The organism is Microvirga sp. BF8, assembly GCF_059888585.1.
Map to the genome: position 1 here is coordinate 3772734 of NZ_CM187619.1, position 19263 is coordinate 3791996.

15 protein-coding genes and 1 pseudogene are annotated in these 19263 nt (G+C 60.4%); 8 read left to right on the forward strand and 8 right to left on the reverse strand.

Annotated elements, in window-relative coordinates:
- Positions 1-85: 85 nt before the first annotated feature.
- A complete protein-coding gene (locus AC522E_RS17900; RefSeq protein ID WP_500747582.1) occupies positions 86-1378 on the reverse strand; it encodes a DUF5666 domain-containing protein in 1293 nt (430 codons plus the stop codon).
- Positions 1375-2241, reverse strand: a complete 867-nt coding sequence (locus tag AC522E_RS17905; protein ID WP_500747583.1) for a DUF6502 family protein — start codon at positions 2239-2241, stop codon at positions 1375-1377. Before AC522E_RS17905 ends, AC522E_RS17900 begins: the two co-directional genes overlap by 4 nt.
- 123 nt (positions 2242-2364) lie before the next feature.
- Between AC522E_RS17905 and AC522E_RS17910 the strand changes: the two genes are divergently transcribed.
- The gene (locus AC522E_RS17910; protein ID WP_500747584.1) at positions 2365-3198 is read left to right on the forward strand and encodes a hypothetical protein; all 834 of its coding nucleotides are present in this window, start codon (positions 2365-2367) and stop codon (positions 3196-3198) included.
- Positions 3199-3366: 168 nt separating this feature from the next.
- Positions 3367-3771 (forward strand): response regulator, encoded by a 405-nt coding sequence (locus tag AC522E_RS17915; RefSeq protein WP_500747585.1) that lies wholly within the window; start codon positions 3367-3369, stop codon positions 3769-3771.
- A 279-nt stretch (positions 3772-4050) separates the two neighbouring features.
- On the opposite strand, the gene AC522E_RS17920 is transcribed toward AC522E_RS17915, so the two are convergent.
- Positions 4051-5094 carry a sugar-binding transcriptional regulator gene (locus AC522E_RS17920; RefSeq protein ID WP_500747586.1) on the reverse strand — a complete coding sequence of 348 codons (1044 nt, stop codon included), beginning with the start codon at positions 5092-5094 and terminating at the stop codon, positions 4051-4053.
- 602 nt (positions 5095-5696) lie between these two features.
- Between AC522E_RS17920 and AC522E_RS17925 the strand changes: the two genes are divergently transcribed.
- The 4 genes from AC522E_RS17925 to AC522E_RS17940 are packed head-to-tail and all read left to right on the forward strand — an operon-like array spanning position 5697 to position 10775.
- A complete protein-coding gene (locus AC522E_RS17925; RefSeq protein WP_500747587.1) occupies positions 5697-6722 on the forward strand; it encodes an ABC transporter substrate-binding protein in 1026 nt (341 codons plus the stop codon).
- A 5-nt stretch (positions 6723-6727) separates the two neighbouring features.
- Positions 6728-8392 carry an ABC transporter permease gene (locus AC522E_RS17930; RefSeq protein WP_500747588.1) on the forward strand — a complete coding sequence of 555 codons (1665 nt, stop codon included), beginning with the start codon at positions 6728-6730 and terminating at the stop codon, positions 8390-8392.
- A gap of 11 nt (positions 8393-8403) precedes the next feature.
- Positions 8404-9510, forward strand: a complete 1107-nt coding sequence (locus AC522E_RS17935; protein WP_500747589.1) for an ABC transporter ATP-binding protein — start codon at positions 8404-8406, stop codon at positions 9508-9510.
- Between the two features lie 32 nt (positions 9511-9542).
- On the forward strand, positions 9543-10775 hold the full coding sequence (locus AC522E_RS17940) for a phosphopentomutase (protein WP_500747590.1): 1233 nt from the start codon (positions 9543-9545) through the stop codon (positions 10773-10775).
- 600 nt (positions 10776-11375) lie between these two features.
- Here AC522E_RS17940 and AC522E_RS17945 read toward each other — a convergent pair.
- Together AC522E_RS17945 and AC522E_RS17950 are read right to left on the reverse strand one after the other, a co-directional pair.
- Positions 11376-11822 (reverse strand): carboxymuconolactone decarboxylase family protein, encoded by a 447-nt coding sequence (locus AC522E_RS17945; RefSeq protein ID WP_500747591.1) that lies wholly within the window; start codon positions 11820-11822, stop codon positions 11376-11378.
- Between the two features lie 92 nt (positions 11823-11914).
- Positions 11915-12541, reverse strand: a complete 627-nt coding sequence (locus AC522E_RS17950; protein WP_500747592.1) for an RrF2 family transcriptional regulator — start codon at positions 12539-12541, stop codon at positions 11915-11917.
- A 54-nt stretch (positions 12542-12595) separates the two neighbouring features.
- On the opposite strand from AC522E_RS17950, the gene pdxR reads away from it, so the two are divergent.
- Both pdxR and AC522E_RS17960 read left to right on the forward strand, forming a co-directional pair.
- Entirely contained in the window at positions 12596-14017 is a 1422-nt protein-coding gene (pdxR, locus tag AC522E_RS17955) for a MocR-like pyridoxine biosynthesis transcription factor PdxR (protein WP_500747593.1), read from the forward strand.
- A 306-nt stretch (positions 14018-14323) separates the two neighbouring features.
- Positions 14324-14889: pseudogene (locus tag AC522E_RS17960) on the forward strand (tyrosine-type recombinase/integrase).
- Positions 14890-15028: 139 nt separating this feature from the next.
- Here the strand turns inward: AC522E_RS17960 and AC522E_RS17965 are convergent.
- From AC522E_RS17965 to AC522E_RS17975, 3 genes are all read right to left on the reverse strand, one after another.
- Positions 15029-16306, reverse strand: coding sequence for an alpha-hydroxy acid oxidase (locus AC522E_RS17965; protein ID WP_500747594.1), 1278 nt, complete (start codon positions 16304-16306; stop codon positions 15029-15031).
- 45 nt (positions 16307-16351) lie between these two features.
- Positions 16352-17590: an MFS transporter gene (locus AC522E_RS17970; protein WP_500747595.1), complete on the reverse strand. Its 1239-nt coding sequence runs from the start codon at positions 17588-17590 to the stop codon at positions 16352-16354.
- 154 nt (positions 17591-17744) lie between these two features.
- Positions 17745-19253 carry a tripartite tricarboxylate transporter permease gene (locus tag AC522E_RS17975; RefSeq protein WP_500747596.1) on the reverse strand — a complete coding sequence of 503 codons (1509 nt, stop codon included), beginning with the start codon at positions 19251-19253 and terminating at the stop codon, positions 17745-17747.
- Positions 19254-19263: the final 10 nt, after the last annotated feature.

A 19263-nucleotide genomic window follows, 5' to 3' on the forward strand; every position in this document is an offset into this window, starting at 1 on the left:
CATCTCGGAAGCACCGGCCAGTCACGAGATAAATTCTCTCCGCCGCTGCGATCCGTCAGTCCGTCCTCGAACAGACCTGGCGGCGTTACTGCCTTCCTCCACCGCCGCCGTTGCCGCCGCCGTTTCCGTTGCCACCTCCGGCGTTTCCGCCGCCATTTCCTCCCGCGTTGCCGCCCCCGTTTCCATTGCCGCCACCACCATGTCCGCCACCGGCCCCTCCAGCATTGCCACTTCCGCCCGCGCCGGAACCGCCACGCGAGTTGCCCGGATTGCCCGATGGATCATTGCCATCATTGCGCCGCCCGCGGGCCATCCCGGAGTTCGAGCCGTCTTGCGGGGACTGAGCAGGGCCGAGGTTCTGGCCACTCGGCGAAGCCTTGCCGCTCTGCGCGCCCGCAGGTGGGCTGGCTGAGTTGCCGGAATCGGAACGCTGACGGGCTCCCCCTGCCCGAACCGGCGGACCCTGGATCGCGACACCCTCAATGCCCAGACGCCCGCTTCGGTCGGAGAAGGCCGTCACCACAGCCGGGGCATAAGAGCCAGCCGGCAATGACACGGCGATTTGTCCGGCCACCTCAAGCCCTGAACCGAGGCGCAGCCCAGACTTTGTCCGCTCAACATAAGCCTCGATGGACACCTGCCGGACCGGACCCAGAAGATCGCGCTCTCGGGCGGCCCTGGTGACCTCCAGAGCGCCTCTGATGTACGCCCCCTCGAGAACAGCCCGGGTGCCGACGATGGCTCGATCCGCCCCGACGAGCCGCAACGATCCGATCCTGAGGCTTCCGTCCCGCAGCTTGTTCACTCTGCCGGCGACCCTCTCGGGACCTACGGCCCTGCGCTCGATCAGACTCGCAACGATGGTTCCGTCCGGCCGTCGCAGGCCAAACACCGCAACATGCTCGCCTGGACGCCACTGTTGCGCTCCATCAAGCTTCTCGGTCGAGACCGCTTGGCCAAGCACTCTAAGCGTCTTCTTTCCTGTCGCCTCAATGGTACCGACAACCTCACTGGTTACATTGATCTGTCGTGTCATCAGAACACCATCGCGGTTCGCAGCTACAACCCGCACCACATGGCCAATCTTGAGGTCGGAGACTGTCCGGGGCTGCCCGTCGATCCATACGGGCACATCCGGTGCATAGGTCACGTGCAAGCCGTTCACGATGATGCTGCCGAACCCTCGAATAGTGCCCATCACACCCGTGCCGCCGATGCCACGATCGCCATCCAGATCGCTCATAATCACGCCGGTGCCGCCGATGCCGCGGTCCTGTGGATCCTGGCTCCACGCCATCTGCAACGGGACCAGGAGCAGGGCCAGCGCGGCCAGCCCAAACGCGGCGGTTCGCACGATTGAAGCTGCGCAGTCCTTCACGTCCTACTTTCCTTGATGTTGGCCCCGGTGTGCTCGTCGGTCGCGGGCAGTGCGACCTCTTCGGCATAGACGTAGACGCCGAAGTTCCACCGCCACTGTCCGGGCGGTGCTCCGTCACTGGCGGTATGGGCCTCGAGATTGAGCTTCTGGAGCGCCTGCATCGCGACCTCCCGGGACCGATGCTGAAGCTGCTCAGCCAGTTCCCTTGTCAGGCCATCGTAATGGACGGCCCGCTCTAGGAATTGCGGCGACGGCGCCTCAACATTGGCCACCGCAGCGGCGATATGGTCATGCAGGTTGCGCCCGAGATAGTAGAGCTGCTGGTCGTCGCCGCCGCGCGGTACGTACGCCGCCTCGACCAGAACGGCCCGGTCCTGATCATCGATGATGACGAGCCTGCGGTCGAGCCACTCATCAAGCACCGCGCGGGGCCGCACGTCGCGCGTGACCGAGGCCACGAGCCGTTCGAACGACGGCTGAGCCGGCTCCGCCATGCGAGGCAGCGGCAGGGGCTGTCCGTTGCCATTGCTGAACTCTGGATCCGCAAGCCAGCGGGCCAGGATGCGGCTCGTCTGCGAGATGGTCGCCGGAACGGCGTTCACCGGCGCCCCTGCCCCGCGCAGTCGGCGAATCTCTTTGCGGTGAATGCCGGTCAGGAGACTAACGCGGCTGTCCGTCTGCTCCTTGCCGGGCAGCTCAAAGTCGTATTCGGCAACGTTTACATAAAGCTCGCGCAAGAGCTCCGTGAGCATAGGAAACGTAATCCCACTCCGGATTAACAGGCGCACGAGCGGCCGCAGCAGGCGCGCCAGGGGCGCGTGCAACTTGGCTGGTTCAAGGGTCCGGGGGACGTCGCCGAGCATGCCACCACCTAGCAGATTTCGCGTGGGAAGCAATCCCACGTCTGAGTTGACGTGGGAAAATTTCTCACATACGTCATATGCACGAGGCTTACTGGATCTCTCAGTTCACCGGAAGGAAACCTTATGACGCGACGTTTTTCTCTCACAGTTTCGGCTTTGACTTTGGGCCTCGCGATCAGCCTGCAACCGCTGTCGCTCGATCTCACATCGCTCAAGCTCGAGCAGTCTCAGGCCAAGGCCAAAGGTGGTGACGGCGGCGGGAATGGCGGTGGAAACGGTGGTGGAAACGGCGGTGGAAACGGCGGCAACGGCGGCGGCAATTCCGGCGGCAGCAATGGAGGCGGCAACTCCGGTGGGAACTCCGCTGGCGGGAACGGCGGTGGCAGCTCCAGCCATGGGGGTAATGGGGGGAGTCCCGGCGGCGGAAACGGGGGCAGCGGGTCTCGCGGCGGCAGCGAGAATGCCCGCAGTGGCTCCAGTGAGCGCAGCGGCCGCGGCTCCGACGTTGGCAAAGGCTCTGCACATGGCCAGGCCCTGGCCGGGCAGACGCGAAGCAGCACCAGCAATGCCGCAGCAAGAGGAGAGCAGGTCTCCTCTGAAGCAAGAAGGGCTGCATCTAACGCGAAGAGCATCGGCCTGGACACGGCCAAGCTCGGGCGCATGAACGCAGTCAATGCCTCCGCGACGGCCCGGCAGCACGCCGCGCCGAACTCTACGGTTGGCCTGATCTCCGCCTATGAGAAAGCCCTGAGCGTCGGTGAGAACACCGAGGACCAGATTACCGATGCGGAGATCACCGAAGCCGCCAAGGCTCTGGCCGCGCTGTCGAAGACGGGGGTGCCGGAGCAGCCCGTGAAGGCGCTCAATGAGAGGCTCGGGCTCGACATCGATCCTGAGTCCGACCTGTTCGACCGTGTCATCGACGAGGCCCGGGACCTCCAAACCTCACGTCGGTAATCCCAGGGAGGTCCTGCCGCTTACCGGCGGCAGGATCCTTTCCGACCGAGCAGACGATCCGCAGCGAGGATCCCTTGAGCTTAGCGAGAGAAGCGGCGTCCGTTCGGGACATGAGGGCGCACATGCAGAGATCCGTTCAGAAGCTCCGGGCCCATCGGGAGAGCGTCCATGCAGAGTGACCGTAAGCCTCGCGTCCTTGTCGTCGAAGACGAGACCATGATCTCGATGCTGATCGAAGACATGGTGTGCGATCTCGGAGGCCATGTGGTTGGCCCGGCCGCCAAATTCGAGCGGGCCATGATGTTGGCACTCGAGGCAGACCTCGACCTTGCGGTTCTCGACGTCAATCTGGCTGGAGCGGCGGTCTATCCCATTGCGGACGTTCTGCATTGTCGCGGCATCCCGTTCATCTTCATGACAGGATACGATTCCAGTGTCGTTCCCCAGCGCTACGAGCACAATCGCGTGCTCTCAAAGCCGTTCTCACTCCAGACCTTTGGCGAGGCCCTGGAGGAGGAATTTGCTGGAGCGCATGTCGCCCAGCCGCAAGTCAGGTCCCGGGGTGGAACCTGAGCTACCGCCCCTCCCAACCGATGAAAGCCCGATCTGAATGCCCTCTGCGGGCCAGGGACCGGGATTCCCTACGCTTTCGGGACGTCCGCTTCGATGAGGATTGCTGCCTTCGAGCGCAGGTCTCAGGCGTGCCAAAAGCGGCCCTTTAGAAATGACCAGATGGCTGTGGCCCGCAGGCGTGGGTCGCCCTTGATCACGATACGAGATGATCCATACAGTGCGGCCTCAACGGAACGCAACTCGGGCGGATAAGATTGCGACTCGACATGCGTAGAGATGTTATGGCTCGATAAACTCGGCCGTCGACGGACGCCTAACGGGCTTTTTCTCGGGCGCCCGTGCCAGGGGAGGCAGTTCCAAGATCGCTTCGGCCGCTGAAACATCCGTTATCAGGACGGAAGCCTTCGTTGCAGCCACACCCGCACGGATAATTCGGGCCTTACTTCGCCCTCCGGACGATATGATGACTTTAGCGACATCTCTGATAGCCGTCGGAGGGATAGCCATCAGTCTTTGGTTCACCGGATGGTCTACGATTTCCCCATCGTCATCGACGAAGTGGCATAAGACGTCGCCAACCGCCCCAGCTTTCCGGAGGCTTGACATGTCGGAAAACTCAAGGATGCCGCGGCGAAAGATCGATGCCTCTTCGCTCACGTTGCCGACACTCAACAAGGCAATATCAACGTCCCGAGCGCGTACGCTCAATTCCCGGAAATCCTTCAATTGCCAGAGGGCGCGCGCCATCTCCGGCTCAGGCACAAAAACCGGTGCGGTGATCTGGTAGAGATCTGTTCCATAGAAATCCGCCAGCCGCCAGGCCACAGCAGATGGATTATCCATTGTTGCATGGGTCAACCCACCCAAAAGCGACACAACCGTAAGCTTCTCGATATCCAGTCGCGCGAGGGACTGCATGCAAACTTTGAGCGTGGCACCCCAGCCGACGCCAACGGACATCCCGTTCGATAATTCGCCTGAGAGATACCGGCCAGTCGCATGCCCGACCACGGCTGCGACGCTGGCCTCCGTCTGATCGCTCGTTGGGACGACGATTGCGTCCGAGAGACCCAGGTGGCTCACCAGAGCCCTTTGGAGACGAATGATCGAATCGACCTCCGTATCGATGGAGATCTGCACGGTTCCGTCCTCCCGAGCCGCCGCAAGCAGCCGAAGGACCTTGAGCCGGCTGACGCCGATTTGCTGTGCTACCTGCTCCTGGGTCAGGCCTTCGATGAAGTAATGCCACGCAGCCCGTACCTTGAGCTCTTGCTGGTCGGCCTGGAACTTGCTCAGCTTTGCACGCCTGCTGTTATCTGCCATTCTTCTGGTTACAGCCACTTGCTTCGTGATCCTTATTAGAGCGACTGAGGAGTGCCCGCAAATTTCGCTTCATCCGAAGGCAGGCTCCATATCTTCCATAATGAACATTATTATCATTTCTGCCATGAATGTTCAATAACGACACTTGTTCTAGCCGCGTGAGGCCCACCAGCACTCTGGCAAGGCCTTAAGAAAATCAACGAAGGAGTTGCAATGCAGATTCCTATATCGAATGACGATGGCGTCGATACGTATGGCATTGCAGCATTCACGAAGGTAATCACGCTCATCTCCGTTTTACCTGCCTGACGAGGACGTTTCGCTGTCGCCTCTCTGCTACCCGAAACCTTCTCGCTTTAATTTGCAGTGATAGGAATTACCACTGAATGCTTGTTAAGCTGTAGGGTTGGACCAGAGCTAAAGCGGATCTCCAGTCGCTAGCAATAAGCGCTCCATTGAAGTCTATTTATCCATGTTCATCAGTCATTTATGTGGGTCTCTTCGACTTTTCGACGATCCGCATTTGAAGCTTGACAAACCGCCATTTTTGAACAAATTTTCTATTAGAAATATAAAAGTTACATAAATGGGAGAGATATAACATGGCGATATTCACACGTCGGCAGTTTGTGGGCGGTCTTGTTGGGGCATCTCTCCTGCCTTCGTTTGGTGCCTTGGCGCAGTCCAAGAAGCTCACTCTGTATATGGGCCCTCCGGATCCCACCTGTGCGGCACTGACGAGTGCTTTCGAAAAGCAGTCAGGCATCACGCCGACCTTCTTGCGCCTCTCGGCTGGTGAAGCTATCAATCGCATCCGCGCAGAGAAAAACAGGCCTCAAGCAAGCGTCCTGTATGGCATCGGCCTTCCCTCGATGATGACGCTTAAAGCGGATGGCTTGTTGCAGCCCTATAAGCCTAAAGGGGCTGAAGACATTCCAGCCAAATACGTCGATCCGGAAGGATACTGGACTGGGATCGACGTCGACTTCATCGGTTTTGCTTCGAACAAGAAGTTTCTGGAAGAGAAAGGGCTCAAGGCGCCGACAAGTTGGGAAGACCTGACGCGTCCGGAATATGCAGGCCAGATCTGCATCGGAAGCCCGGCCACCTCAGGTACCGGCTACACCTTTCTCACAACTGTTCTGCAGGTGATGGGCGAGGAGAAGGGCTGGGATTACCTGAAGCGCTTCAATGCCAACGTCTCGCAATATACCCGCTCTGGCATCGGCCCGACGCAGCTTGTGGGGCGCGGAGAGGTCGGGATCGGCATTCTCTTCGCCCATGACATCCTCGGCAGCATCCACAAGGGCTTCCCACTTGAGATGACCCTGCCCGAAGAAGGTACGGGATATGATTTGTTCTGCGCAGTTATGCTGAAAGACGCTCCCGAACCGGACGCCGCGAAGAGCTTCCTCGACTGGGCCGTCACGCCGCAATCCCAAGAGATCTTGGCGGCTTCTGAGTACTTCGACGTTCCGACGAATAAGAATGCGAAGATTCACGATCTTGTGAAGCCGTTCCAGAACGCAAAGCTCATCGACTTTGACTTCGCGTGGGCAGGAAGCTCCGCCACTCGCCAGGCGATCATCGCCCGGTTCCAAAACGAGATCCTGGCAGGAAGGAAATAAGCGGAATGACTTCGATCACGCTCACGAGCGTGACGAAAAGCGGCCACGGCCGGGATTGGACACTCTATGTGATCTATCCCGTCGTGGCTCTGTTCGTCTTGATTTTCACAGCTTATCCCATGGTCGACTTGCTCACACGGGCATTCATCGTCGACGGCCGTTTGTCATTGGCCACCATTGGGGCGATTGTAGCCGACCCCTTCAATCGCACAATTTTCTGGAACACTCTTTTGCTCGGCGCGACCGTGGCGGTGCTCGGGACGATTCTGGCAACGTTGTATGCCTATGCCATCGCGCGGGTCGCAATCCCGGGTAAATCAATCTGGCACTTCTTTGCTCTCCTGCCTACAATCTCGCCGCCAATTCTCATGGCGTTGGGCCTGATCCTGCTCTACGGGCGCAGAGGACTGATTACGCACGAGCTGTTCGGCATTCAGAGCACCGGTCTATACGGGTTCAAAGGGCTCGTCATCGCTCAGCTCATCTCCTACTTCCCGTTCGCCTATCTCCTCATGCTCAATCTTTTTCGAGGCCTCGACGCTTCCCTTGAGGAGGCTGCGGCCACGATGGGAGCGAATGGATGGCGGGTTCTTAAGACCGTAAGCCTGCCGCTTCTGGTGCCCGGCCTTGCTGGCTCGGCGCTTCTGATGTTCAGCTACTCGTTCGCGGATCTCGGAAATCCGCTTCTGCTGGGCGGAGACTTTCCCGTCTTGTCCTCGCAGATCTACCAGATGATCATCGGCATGTACGACATTCCCCGGGGAGCAGCACTTGCCGTGCTGCTGTTGATTCCCGCAGTGCTTATGTTCTTTGCCCATAAGATGCTGACGGCACGCATGTCCTTTGCGTCGGTGGGCGCGAAGGGTTCAAGCCGTCACCGGGAGGTCCGCCATCGTGGGGTTCAGGCTGCGGCGCTTCTGCTCGTCGGCTCGATCACCTTCATCATTTGCCTTCAGTACGGAACGGTCATAGCCGGCGCGACGACCCAATTGTTCGGGATTGACTATACGTTCACGTCCAAACACTTCGTCGCTGCACTGACCAAATCAGGCGGGACGCTTCTCGATACCCTCACATTGGGCGTCATTGCATCGTTTATCTCTGTGGTGCTGGGCCTGCTGATTGCCTGGATTGTGGCACGGAGCAAGGCATCGGGGCGTTCCGTCCTAGATTTCGTCGCGAATCTTCCGCTCGCAATTCCGGGAACCGTTATTGGCCTCGCCTTCGGCTTGGCATTCAATGGTCCGCCGCTGATGCTGACCGGAACTGCGGTCATCATCGTCGCCGCATTTGCGGTACGTTCCCTGCCCTATGGCATCCGCTCCGGTGTCGCAGCGCTCAACCAGGTCAATCGTACGCTTGATGAAGCCTCAACGACCATGGGGGCGACGTCAGGACAGACGTTGTGGCGGGTCCTGCTGCCACTCGTGCGGCCTGCCTTGCTCGCCGGCATGGTGTTCTCATTTACCCGAAGCGTGACGACGCTAAGCGCGGTCATCTTCGTCGTTTCACCGCATTGGTCCCTCGTCACGCCAACCATCCTGTCGCAGATGGATCGTGGAGATGTCGGAGAAGCTGCCGCCCTAAGCGTTATCGTCGTGCTCATGGTTCTGCTCATCATCCACGGCGTGCCGCGGCTCTTCGGTCGCGATTGGCGCGAGGCCCACTAGGAAGAGCATTCATGGATATGCAAATCGCACCGCCTAAGTCCCTCTCGATTCAGGGGCTCAACAAGTCGTATCCTATCGGACGCGGCCGCCGTCTCCCCGTTGTCACGGACTTCAACCTTTCCCTTGCACCGAGCGAGTTCGTCACGCTGCTCGGACCGTCTGGTTGCGGCAAGACAACCGTTCTGCGAACGCTCGCGGGGCTTGAAGAGTTCGAAGAAGGCGAAATCCTTCTTGATGCCCGCTCGATTGCACGCCTTCCACCTCATCACCGGCGCATTGGACTGGTCTTCCAGAACTACGCGCTCTTCCCGCATATGAGCGTCTTCGAGAACGTAGCTTATTCACTGCGCCTACGCCGTATTCCCGAGCCGCAGATCAAGACGAATGTTGCGACGGCCTTGGCAGCGGTAGGGCTTGAGGATTACGGTCTTCGTCTTCCCGGCCAGTTGTCGGGAGGCCAGCAGCAGCGCGTCGCCGTGGCCCGCGCACTGGTCATGAACCCGGACCTTCTCCTGTTTGATGAGCCCTTATCGAATCTCGACGCAAAGCTGCGTGTTCAGGTCCGGTCCGAACTTCGTCGCCTGCAGCGGCGTTTGGGAACGACGGCGCTGTTCGTGACGCACGATCAGGATGAGGCCATGAGCCTTTCGGACCGGATCGCTGTCATGAGAGCCGGGAAGATCGAGCAGATCGGACCTCCGGAAGAGATCTATGCGCGACCGGCCACGCTGTTCGTTGCCCAATTTGTCGGCAAAGTGAATGCTCTTCAGGGGCTAGTGACCGGCCACGAGGGCGGCACCGCTTACGTAGATGTTCATGGCCAGACGCTGCGCGTTCAGGCTCCGGCCACTCTGGACAGTTCCGATGTGCTGGCACTCATCCGTCCCGAGGCCGTCATCCTTCAACCACCCGGCGATGGTCATGCCGGCCTCGTGGAAGAGGTAGAGTATCTTGGCGACCAGACGGAATATCGCGTCCGCATCGGCACTACGCTTGTAACGACGGTCCGCTCCACACTCGGCCAATCCTGGAAGATCAGGGAAGGCGACCGCGTTGGTGTCACGTTCCATGAAGATGCGATTCATCTTCTGCCACGTGAAGGCAACTCGCCGACCTAATCTGTCCTGGCAAGCACAAGGCGCTACGAAGTATGCATTCTCCTCAACCGCAGTTTGATCGTGTGATCATTCTTGTTCTTGACGCACTGGGTCTGGGTGCAATGCCGGATGTCCATCTGGTAAGGCCGAGCGATGTAGGATCGAACACTCTAAAGCACGTCGTACAGGCAGTGGGCGGGTTGTCGCTTCCGAATCTGGAGCGTCTTGGCCTTGGAACCGTCGCTCCCACCTCCGGATTGCGCGTTGAGGCCGATCCGATTGGCGTCCATGGTGTCTTTTCGCTGGGATATAAGGGAGCAGACACTTACCTGGGCCATCAGGTGATCATGGGATCTCGTGTTCCTGACGTACCTGAGGAACTGTTTGAGGTTGTCAGGGACGATGTCGCGGCAGCTCTGCGTCGCCATGGGCACCACGTGGAGCCTGCCGGAGATGGGCTTGCCGCCCTGTTCGTTGATGGGCGCATGATCTGCGGCGACAATCTGGAGAGCGATCCTCTGCAAACCTATCATTGCGTCGGTTCGATTGAGGACCAACCTTACGAGGAGATTGTTGCTGTCGGTGAGATCCTGAGATCTGTGGCTCGTGTCCGCCGTGTTGTCGCGATGGGCGGATATGGTTTCCACGCGGCGGATATCCGCCGCTGCACCGAACGCAGAAGTACGGGGCAGTGCGGCGTCAACAACGTCGCTCTTGGCCTCTATACCAGCAATTATGTCGTCCGGCACCTGACGAGCGGCACCAAGCCCCATGTGCAAGTCCCCACCATTCTGAAGAAGGCAGGCTTTGAGGTCGAACTTATCGGCAAGGTTGCAGACGTAATCACCTGCGAAGGGGCGCATAAGGAGCCCCATGTTTTGACCCAGCCCGTCCTGGACGCAACCTATCAATCGCTTGCCCGGGTTAAGCGCGGCCTCATCGCGATCAATATCCAGGAGACAGACCTTGCAGGACACGACGAAAGTGCGGAACGCTATGCTGCCTGTCTACGGCTGTCAGACGAGGGCATCGGCAGGATCATGGGTATGCTTGGCCCGCGTGATCTCCTGATCATTACGGGGGATCACGGGAACGACCCCACCATTGGTCATGACAAGCATACACGCGAATTTACGCCGCTTTTAGTCTGGAACCCGCGCATCAAGCCGCGAGGAATCTTCTTGCGTGAGACGTTGGCAGATATTGCGGCAACAGTTGCCAATGTCTTCAATGTCGATGATCCTGAAATTGGAACAAGCTTTCTGGATGAAATTCAATTGCAGTAGCGAAATTCCACGAATCTAATCCAATGCGCGTTTAAATAGAATTGTTTGCTGTGCCTTGCTCGACGCGATGCTTGAAGTCGCTGCTCTGCCTAACTCGGATTAGCTTGGAATTTTCATCATAATTGGACCAACGGTCGCCTTGTCATCACACTCGTTACCATAGTTTCTTTTCATCATCTGACAGACAGTGCCCTAGGAAGACCCATGCTCCCAATGCCATAACGCCGGACGCAAGCTACGTTGCCTCAGAGAAGGTCCGCTCAGGGTGAATTCAGGACGGTCTTAAATGGACACGCTTCTAAGGTCAGCTTGGGGTCAAAGTGTAATGTTCAGCGCACCAAATGAAGGTCCGGTTGCGTCACCGATCCAGAAATCCGAGTAAGGTCAGCCTGGTGCCATTAGAAGACATTCTGAATTGCCAGAAGAGTGTAACCTGTATGGATTCCCTAAGAAGTCATGTGACGGCAAGCCTCGCACTGCTGCATCGTGTTTCTCGGTTGATCCATCAGCGGCCAGGACATGCTGCTGATGAATGAACCGTTCGAGTTCGGTCCGATGTAGGCAGCCAGGAGCGGGACTGCCGCTCCTGGCCGTGCGGATTTAGGCCTTAGCAGCTGGCTTCAGGCGAAAGCTGATGCCCATCCGGTTGAATGCGTTCATAGCGGCAATGGTGATCGTGAGATCGACCAAGTCCCTTGGCTCAAAGGCCGCCGCTGCCGCGGCATAGGCCTCGTCGGAAGCGTGCGTTTCGCTGACCCGGGTGACTTCCTCGGCCCAAGCCAGAGCAGCGCGCTCCTGATCGGAGAACAGGTACACGGCCTCGTGCCACGCGGGTACCAGCATCACCTTATCGACCGACATCGTCTTGAGGAGATCGCGGGCATGCAGGTCGATGCAGTGGGCACAGCCGTTGATCTGCGAGACCCGGAGGAACACGAGGTGGATGAGTTCCGCCGGCAGGTTCGTGCCAGTCGTGACGTAGTGGTGGATGCCGCCCAGCGCCTTAGCGCCGTCGGGGGCAGTCCCAAACCAGTTCAAGCGGTTCATAGCAGTTACCTTTCTTCGCGTTAAGTGGCCGCAGCTCTCCCGTCACCGGCACCCGGCCGATGTTGGGAATTCCTGGGTTGTCGATGCGCGCCTCAGCGCGGCGGGCGCCGCCTGTCCTTCAGGGCCGAGAGGCGCGCCGCCTCGCGGGCCGTCGTCCGATCACGGAACCAGTCCGTGACCAAGGCCTCGAATTCGGCGGGTCTTCCGCCGCGCGCGAGATCCGCCAGGCTCGTTTTGGCCAATTCCGCTCGCATGCGCCTTTCCGCACGAAGCATGACGGCGTGGATGCGGCAAACACCAGCGATCGACCAAGCGGGCGGTGTTCCTCCGAACAGGACGCATCCCCGACGCACTTCCTTGCAGTCGAACAGCTTACGGTCGCCCTCGATCGCATCGATGACGTTGAGGACAGATACCTCCGCCGCCGGCTTCGCCAGTTCGTATCCACCACTGATGCCATCGCTCGAGTTGACGATTCCGGCCTTCTCGAGCTTCGGCATGATCTTCGCCAACATCGCTGCCGGCACGCCCTGGATCTCGGCAAGATCGCGGCTGCTGGCGCGCTTGGGATGTTTGGAGAGCAGCCATAGCAGCGTGTGCAGTCCGTACTCGACGGAGGCCCCATACAGGCTCATGGCCCCCTTCGGTCGGCCGGGTGGAGCGTGGCCGCCCATCGCCTCCGGGGCCTCCTGCTCGACATGGTCGGTTTTGCTTGTCATAACGCTACCATTACTGCTCCGCGTTAAAGCGCGAAAGGCCCAAGAGGTTGCAGCATGACTGGTCCAAGGACAGCCCCTACCCTCCTCCTCAATTTCGACCGGACGGTCGCGGCACCTATCGGTGAACAGATTTACGCGAGCCTCCGGCGTGCGATCCTCGATGGTGTCCTGGAGCCTGGAGGGCGCTTGCCCTCGGGGCGGGATCTGGCCGCACAGTTGGGCGTTGCGCGCGGGACAATCCGTGCCGCCTATGACAGGCTGGCTGACGAGAACCTGATCTTCGGCGCCGGGTCCGCCGGCACCCGCGTCCGCTCACAGCTCCCGCCACATCCATCGGAGCGCGAGCTCCGGTCCGATCGGCCTCTGCTGCCTTTCGGGCAGCCGATTTCAGGCAAGCCGCTTCCGTTCAAGATGGGGGTACCTGCGCACGATGCATTTCCGGCCAAGGTTTGGGCGCGGATGCGAACGAACGCCGTCCGGGCGGACGCATTTGATTACACGGGCTATTCGGATCCTTGCGGTGAGCCCGAGTTGCGTGCTCAGATCGCAGGCCACTTGGCCATCTGCCGACAAATCCAGTGTCACCCGGATCAGATCATCGTCACCGGCGGATATCGGCAGGGCTTGGCGCTGACCCTCACCGCGCTTGAGGCGCATGGGCGTTCTGCTTGGATGGAGAACCCGGGTTATCCTCTAGGCCGGCGGGCGTTGGAACTCGCCGGGGTCAAGGTTGAAGCAATCACCGTCGATCAGGAGGGGCTCTGCGTCCACGACGGACTGACCAAGGCCCCGGATGCCACTCTGGCCTTGGTCACACCGGGGCAGCAAGCTCCGCTCGGGATCACCATGTCTTCAGCGAGGAGGCGAGCCCTTCTCGGCTGGGCTGACGCGAACGACGCGTGGGTCATCGAAGATGACTATCTCAGCGAGTTGCAGATCGACGGTCGGGCGGCTCCCGCCCTTGGCTCAGGGGAAGGGGCCAAGAGGGTGATTCATCTGGGCAGCTTCAGCAAGACGATGAGCCCAGCGCTCGGCCTAGGATTCGTTGTTGCGCCGCGAAACATAGCGGACCGGCTCGTTGAGGTCGCTTCCGTGATGGCACCTGCTCCCAACAGAACCACCCAACTGGCGATTGCGGAGTTTCTCGCCGAGGGGCATTACCTACGCCACCTACGTCGCATGAAAGCTCTCTACTCCGAACGGCGGGCCATCGCCTTCGAAAATCTGTGTGAGGTGATCGGCAATATAGGAATGTCGGGCCTAGCCCTCATTGCCTACCTTCCCGAAGATGTCGATGACATTGCGATGGCGCAAAGCGCGCTGGATTGCGGGATCGCTCCCACTCCGCTTTCCCCTTGGTATGCCTGCCGCGGCTCCGCACCGCGCGGTCTCCTTCTGAGCGTCACGAACCTCCGGCCCGACATTGTTCAAACTGCATGCAGTACGCTTGCTGGCTTGGCCACATCGCAAGAGTAAGACCCGCCCGTAACGAGCACGTCTTTAACGTCATGACCGACGAGAGCAGACAATCGGCGCGGACGGAAGCTCCACCTGTTCCCTAGGTCCGAAATGTGTCACGAGCAGGAGATCGGCGCAAAGTAAGGGACGTCTCGTTTACCCTGGCAAGCTGACGAAAGCTTGGGACGAATGCTCGGCCGGGTTCTGCTATCGGAAGAGACGGCCAAGGTTCATTGCCGGGGCTTCGCTTCGGGAGAACTGCAACGCAAGACAGTACCTCTGACCATACTTGCCGAACCACCAAACCTTAACTGGGGCAAGCTGATTGGCCCCAAGCCGCCTCTCAAGGCGAAGGAGATCTGGTGCATTCGGGTCAGTCTCCAGGTTGCCCATCGCATCTGGGATCCGGCCCTGTTCAACTTGGCTCTCGACAGCAAGTTACGAGCTTGTGACCTGGTTGCGCTCCGGGTCGACGATGTGGCCCTCAATGGGCGGGTGCGATCCCGAGCCAGCATCATGCAGCGGAAGGCCGGCCGGTTCAGTTCGAAATTACGAAGCAAACCCGGGAGGCTGTGGGACGCTGGCTGGAGAAGAAGGACCTGCACAAAGGCGAGCCGCTGTTCCCGAGCAGAATCAACCGAATGAGACCCATGACCACGCGCCAGTACGCTCGCCTGCTGGCATCCTGGCTTCGCTCAATCGGGCTCGATCCCTCGGCATACGGCACCCACTCACTCCGGCGCACCAAGGCCTCGATGATCTACCGAAGGACAGGCAATCTCCGGGCTGTCCAACTCCTGCTCGGCCACTCTATGATCGAGAGCACGGTTCGGTATCTTGGGATCGACGTCGACGGCGCCCTTCTGATTGCAGAACAGGTTGAAATCTAAACGCAGAGGCGGCTCATCGACGAGCCGCCTCAGAGCTCACCAAGCATACCGGAGCAACGTCCGGACTCGAGGCTTAAGCAGCCACGATACACCGGGCGTGCCAGATCCGGACCTTCCGATCCGGTGCCCGGCATGGTTCTCAATCCTTACTGACATCAACATGTCGGAGATTGATCAGCCGATCCAGGCTCATTTCTCCTAGTGAGTTGATGCCGAGAAGACCCATGTTGCGATTGATTTCCATGGAAAGGATGCTGATCGCATGGCTGACACCCGCTGCGCCTGCAATGGCGGCCGCATACAAGAAAGGGCGGCCGACGAAGACGAACTTCGCTCCAAGGGCGATGGCCTTCAGCACGTCCGAACCTCGCCGGACACCGCCGTCCATCATGACGGGGATCGTCGCTCCGACGGCATCCGCAATGGCAGGCAGAACACGTAACGGTGAGACCGTTCCATCGAGTTGCCGGCCGCCGTGGTTCGAGACGACGATGCCATCGACGCCACTATCTCGGGCAATGCAGGCATCCTCCCTGGCCATGATGCCCTTCAGGACTAAATGCCCCTTCCACCGTTCCCGGATCAACTCCAGATGACGCCAGTTGAGGTGATCCTTGGCGCCGAAGTCCCGCATCACGCTCTTGGCGAGGATCGGCGCGCCACGTGTCGCATACGAATTCTCGAAGTGGGGCATGCCATGCTTCAGGAGCGTCCGAAGAAATGTGTTCACCGTCCAGTTCGGTCGTATCATTCCGTCCCAGGCTAAGCGCAGACTCGGGCGAAGCGGCGTCGAGAAGCCGCTGCGGACGTTGTTCTCGCGGTTGGCCAGCACTGCCGTGTCCACGGTCAACACGAGTGTCTGGAACCCCGCCCGCTCCACTCGCTCCAGCAGTCCGAGGATCCGATCAGGCTCGCCCGGCAGATAGGCCTGAAACCAAGCCGCCGGATTCGCCTTGGCGACGTCTTCCAGGGGAATGAGGGAAGACCCGCTCATCACCATTGGAACGTTCGCCTCCCCGGCCGCCTGCGCAAGCACCAGATCGCCACGATAGGCGGACAGGGCACTGATCCCCATCGGAGCGATACCAAACGGGGCGGCATACGTACGCCCGAGCAGTTCGACCTGCTGCGTTCGTTGGGACACACCGGCGAGCACCCGGGGAACGAAGCCGAACTCCGCGAAAGCCGATCGATTGTCGCGAAGTGTGGCATTGGTCTCGGCAGCCCCCGACACGTACCCGAAGATCGGCCGTGGCAGGTGGCGGCGGGCCGCGATCTCGAAATCATCGAGAGCCAGGATCCGACGAAGACGCCGTGGAAGGGCAGCGGGCGGCGTTGGCACGATGCTCTTGGCAGGTGCCGATTCCAGATCCGTCGAGGAACGCTCCAGGCCAAGCGGCGTGTCAGAAGTTTCCATACGAGTGTTCCTCTCTCCTACCATCGCCCGCTCAGAGTTCGCTTTTCATAGTTCGAGGCTCTTCAGGATGACCTTGCGCCGAGTGTAGACGACTGCGCTGAAGGCGAACGTCACGATCGCTCCCACTGTCAGGGGACCTCTCAGGCCCATCACGTCCGACAGCGCTCCGACGACCAGGGCACCAAGGGCCGGCGCGCCACGAAAGATCATGCTGTGCAGCGCGAGAAGCCTGCCACGCAGGTGATCGGGCCCGGCAAGCTGGATCACGGTCTGACTGGCGATCCCGCTCACGACCATGCCGAAGCCCACGATGAACAAGGCAACGACGCCCAGCCATTCCAGTTGTGCGACCGCCGCGATGAATAAGGCTGCGCCCATGAGGAGGCCGTTAGACAGGGCCATCGTGGCCACGGATGCAGGATCGGTTCGACGACTGAGCCAGACTGCGCCGACCAGGGCGCCGAGGCCGATCACCGAGGTCATGAAGGCAAACCTTGCAGCGTCCGATCCGAACAGCGCCGCGTAGCTCGGCATGAGCTCCAGGATGGGACGAATGCAGAGCGAGACGACCGTCAGCGTCAGGAACATGGCGCCGAGGCCGACGTGGCAGGCAGCGAAGCGCCAGCCTTCTATGATCGACGTGATCAGCCCCGTCCCCTTCGAGGAGCCGACCTCGGGGCTCACAAGGCGGATGCGGGCGAGCGTCCACGAGAAGACCGCGAAGGTAATGAAGGTGATGGCGAATGCGAGCGTGAGACTGCCTTTCGTGATGACGAGACCGGCAACGGCAGGGCCAATGAAACGGGCGACGTTGAACACGACGGAGTTGACCGCAACCGCGCTCACCAGGTTCGGACGCTCGACGAGACTCGGAAGGAGTGCCATGCGGAAGGGCTGGTTGAAGGCCGTGACGATGCCGCCGACCAATGCCATCAATAGGATAGGCATCGGGGTGAGCAGGCCGAGAGCACTGAGAACGATGAGCAGTCCCGCATGCACCATGAGCAGGGCTTGGCTGATGCGCGTGACCCGCAACCGATCGGATCGGTCGGCCATGGCACCTGCCAGAGGGGTCACGAGGACCATCGGGAACAGGTCTGCGAATGCGACCGCACCCAACCATGCCCCTGAGCCTGTCAGCTCCCAGATCAGCCAGCCGAGCGCGACCCGCTGAACCCAGGTCCCGACGAGCGAGAACACGTTTCCGATGGTGAAGATGCGATAGTTAGCCTCGCGCAACGCCGCGCGGACTCCATGCCACCCGTTCCTCATCGCATCACGCATGCCACCTGGACTCGTCAGGCAGCCTATCGCGACCGGGCACGATGATGCGCGCAGGGTTCTTGAGGCTGTCGGACATGGACAATGGACTTGTTCGTGGATGAGGGACAGGGTGCGCGAGGTGCAACACCCTGCCCCGTTGTTCGCATTCCTGGTGCTATGCCTCTTCCTCCTGGAAGGCTTCCTCGCGGGTCTTGCGGAAGGACGGCAGGACCATGAGGACGAGCATCGCGGCGGTCGCCAGCAGCAGGACGAGACTGATCGGCCGCTCGACGAATACGCTCGGGCTTCCCTGCGAGATCACCAAGGCACGACGGATGTTCGTCTCGAGCAAGGGACCGAGCACGAAGCCGAGCAGCAGGGGCCCCGGTTCGCACTTCGCCTTCCGGAAGAGGTATCCGAGAAGGCCGAAGCCTGCGGCGAGCACCACGTCGAAGATCCGGTTGTTGATGCTGTAGACGCCGACGCAGCAGAACAACAGGATGGCCGGGTAAAGCAGTCGATATGGAACGGTCAGCAGCTTCACCCAGACACCGATCAGCGGCAGGTTGATGACGACCAGCATCAGGTTGCCTACCCACATGCTCGCCACGAGGCCCCAGAAGATCTCCGGCTGGGTTTGCAGGACGGTCGGACCGGGGGTAATCCCGTGGATGATGAAGGCGCTCAGCATCATCGCCATCATGTTGTTGGACGGAATGCCGAGCGTGAGCAGGGGAATGAACGACGACTGCGCGCCGGCATTGTTGGCAGCCTCGGGCCCTGCCACGCCCTGGACAGCCCCGTTCCCGAATTCCCCGGGAGTTTTCGAGACCTTCTTTTCCAGGGAGTAGGCGCAGAATGACGCGAGCGTAGCGCCACCACCCGGCAGGATTCCGAGAAACGTTCCGACGCCTGTCCCGCGCAGGACGGCCGGCCAGGCCTTGTGGAAGTCCTCCCGCGTCGGCCAGAGCCGGCTGAGCTTGCGGACCAGGACGCCGCGCGCTTCCACGTTCTCGAGGTTCTCGATGATCTCCGTGAACCCGAAAACACCGATGGCGATCACGACGAAGTCGATGCCGTCGAAGAGTTCGATCGCACTGAAGGTCAAGCGCTCCTCGCCGGATGCCGCATCGATGCCGACCATGCCCAGGACTAGGCCGAACAGGATCATGCCGATCGCCTTCAGGACGGACCCTCGGGCCAGGACGGTGGCGGCCAGAAGGCCGAACAGCATCAGCGCCACATATTCGGCGGGACCGAACGAGAGTGCGAAGGACGACAGCGTCGGGCCCGCGATGGCAATGCCGAACGTCGCGACGGTTCCGGCAAAGAACGATCCGAGCGCCGCAACTGCCAAGGCTGACCCGGCCTTCCCGTTCTGGGCCATCTTGTAGCCGTCGATCGCCGTCACAACGGACGACGCTTCGCCCGGCAAGTTGACCAGGATGGCGGTGGTCGATCCACCGTATTGCGCCCCATAATAGATGCCGGAGAGCATGATGATGCCCGCCAGAGGGGGGAGATAGAAGGTGATCGGGAGGAGAACGGCGATCGTGGCGGTAGGGCCGATGCCCGGCAGCACGCCGATCAGCGTTCCGAGTAGCGCTCCTAATAGGCAAAAGGCGAGATTGGTCGGGTTCAGCGCTTCACCGAACCCGAGCATGAGAAGGTCAAGGAATTCCATGTTCCGCTCC

Bases quoted from the DNA above. Each gene is read 5' to 3' on its own strand.
- AC522E_RS17905 (WP_500747583.1), bottom strand. From the start codon at position 2,241: ATGCTCGGCGACGTCCCCCGGACCCTTGAACCAGCCAAGTTGCACGCG.
- AC522E_RS17910 (WP_500747584.1), top strand. From the start codon at position 2,365: ATGACGCGACGTTTTTCTCTCACAGTTTCGGCTTTGACTTTGGGCCTC.
- AC522E_RS17915 (WP_500747585.1), top strand. From the start codon at position 3,367: ATGCAGAGTGACCGTAAGCCTCGCGTCCTTGTCGTCGAAGACGAGACC.
- AC522E_RS17920 (WP_500747586.1), bottom strand. From the start codon at position 5,094: ATGGCAGATAACAGCAGGCGTGCAAAGCTGAGCAAGTTCCAGGCCGAC.
- AC522E_RS17925 (WP_500747587.1), top strand. From the start codon at position 5,697: ATGGCGATATTCACACGTCGGCAGTTTGTGGGCGGTCTTGTTGGGGCA.
- AC522E_RS17930 (WP_500747588.1), top strand. From the start codon at position 6,728: ATGACTTCGATCACGCTCACGAGCGTGACGAAAAGCGGCCACGGCCGG.
- AC522E_RS17935 (WP_500747589.1), top strand. From the start codon at position 8,404: ATGGATATGCAAATCGCACCGCCTAAGTCCCTCTCGATTCAGGGGCTC.
- AC522E_RS17940 (WP_500747590.1), top strand. From the start codon at position 9,543: ATGCATTCTCCTCAACCGCAGTTTGATCGTGTGATCATTCTTGTTCTT.
- AC522E_RS17945 (WP_500747591.1), bottom strand. From the start codon at position 11,822: ATGAACCGCTTGAACTGGTTTGGGACTGCCCCCGACGGCGCTAAGGCG.
- AC522E_RS17950 (WP_500747592.1), bottom strand. From the start codon at position 12,541: ATGACAAGCAAAACCGACCATGTCGAGCAGGAGGCCCCGGAGGCGATG.
- pdxR (WP_500747593.1), top strand. From the start codon at position 12,596: ATGACTGGTCCAAGGACAGCCCCTACCCTCCTCCTCAATTTCGACCGG.
- AC522E_RS17965 (WP_500747594.1), bottom strand. From the start codon at position 16,306: ATGGAAACTTCTGACACGCCGCTTGGCCTGGAGCGTTCCTCGACGGAT.
- AC522E_RS17970 (WP_500747595.1), bottom strand. From the start codon at position 17,590: ATGCGTGATGCGATGAGGAACGGGTGGCATGGAGTCCGCGCGGCGTTG.
- AC522E_RS17975 (WP_500747596.1), bottom strand. From the start codon at position 19,253: ATGGAATTCCTTGACCTTCTCATGCTCGGGTTCGGTGAAGCGCTGAAC.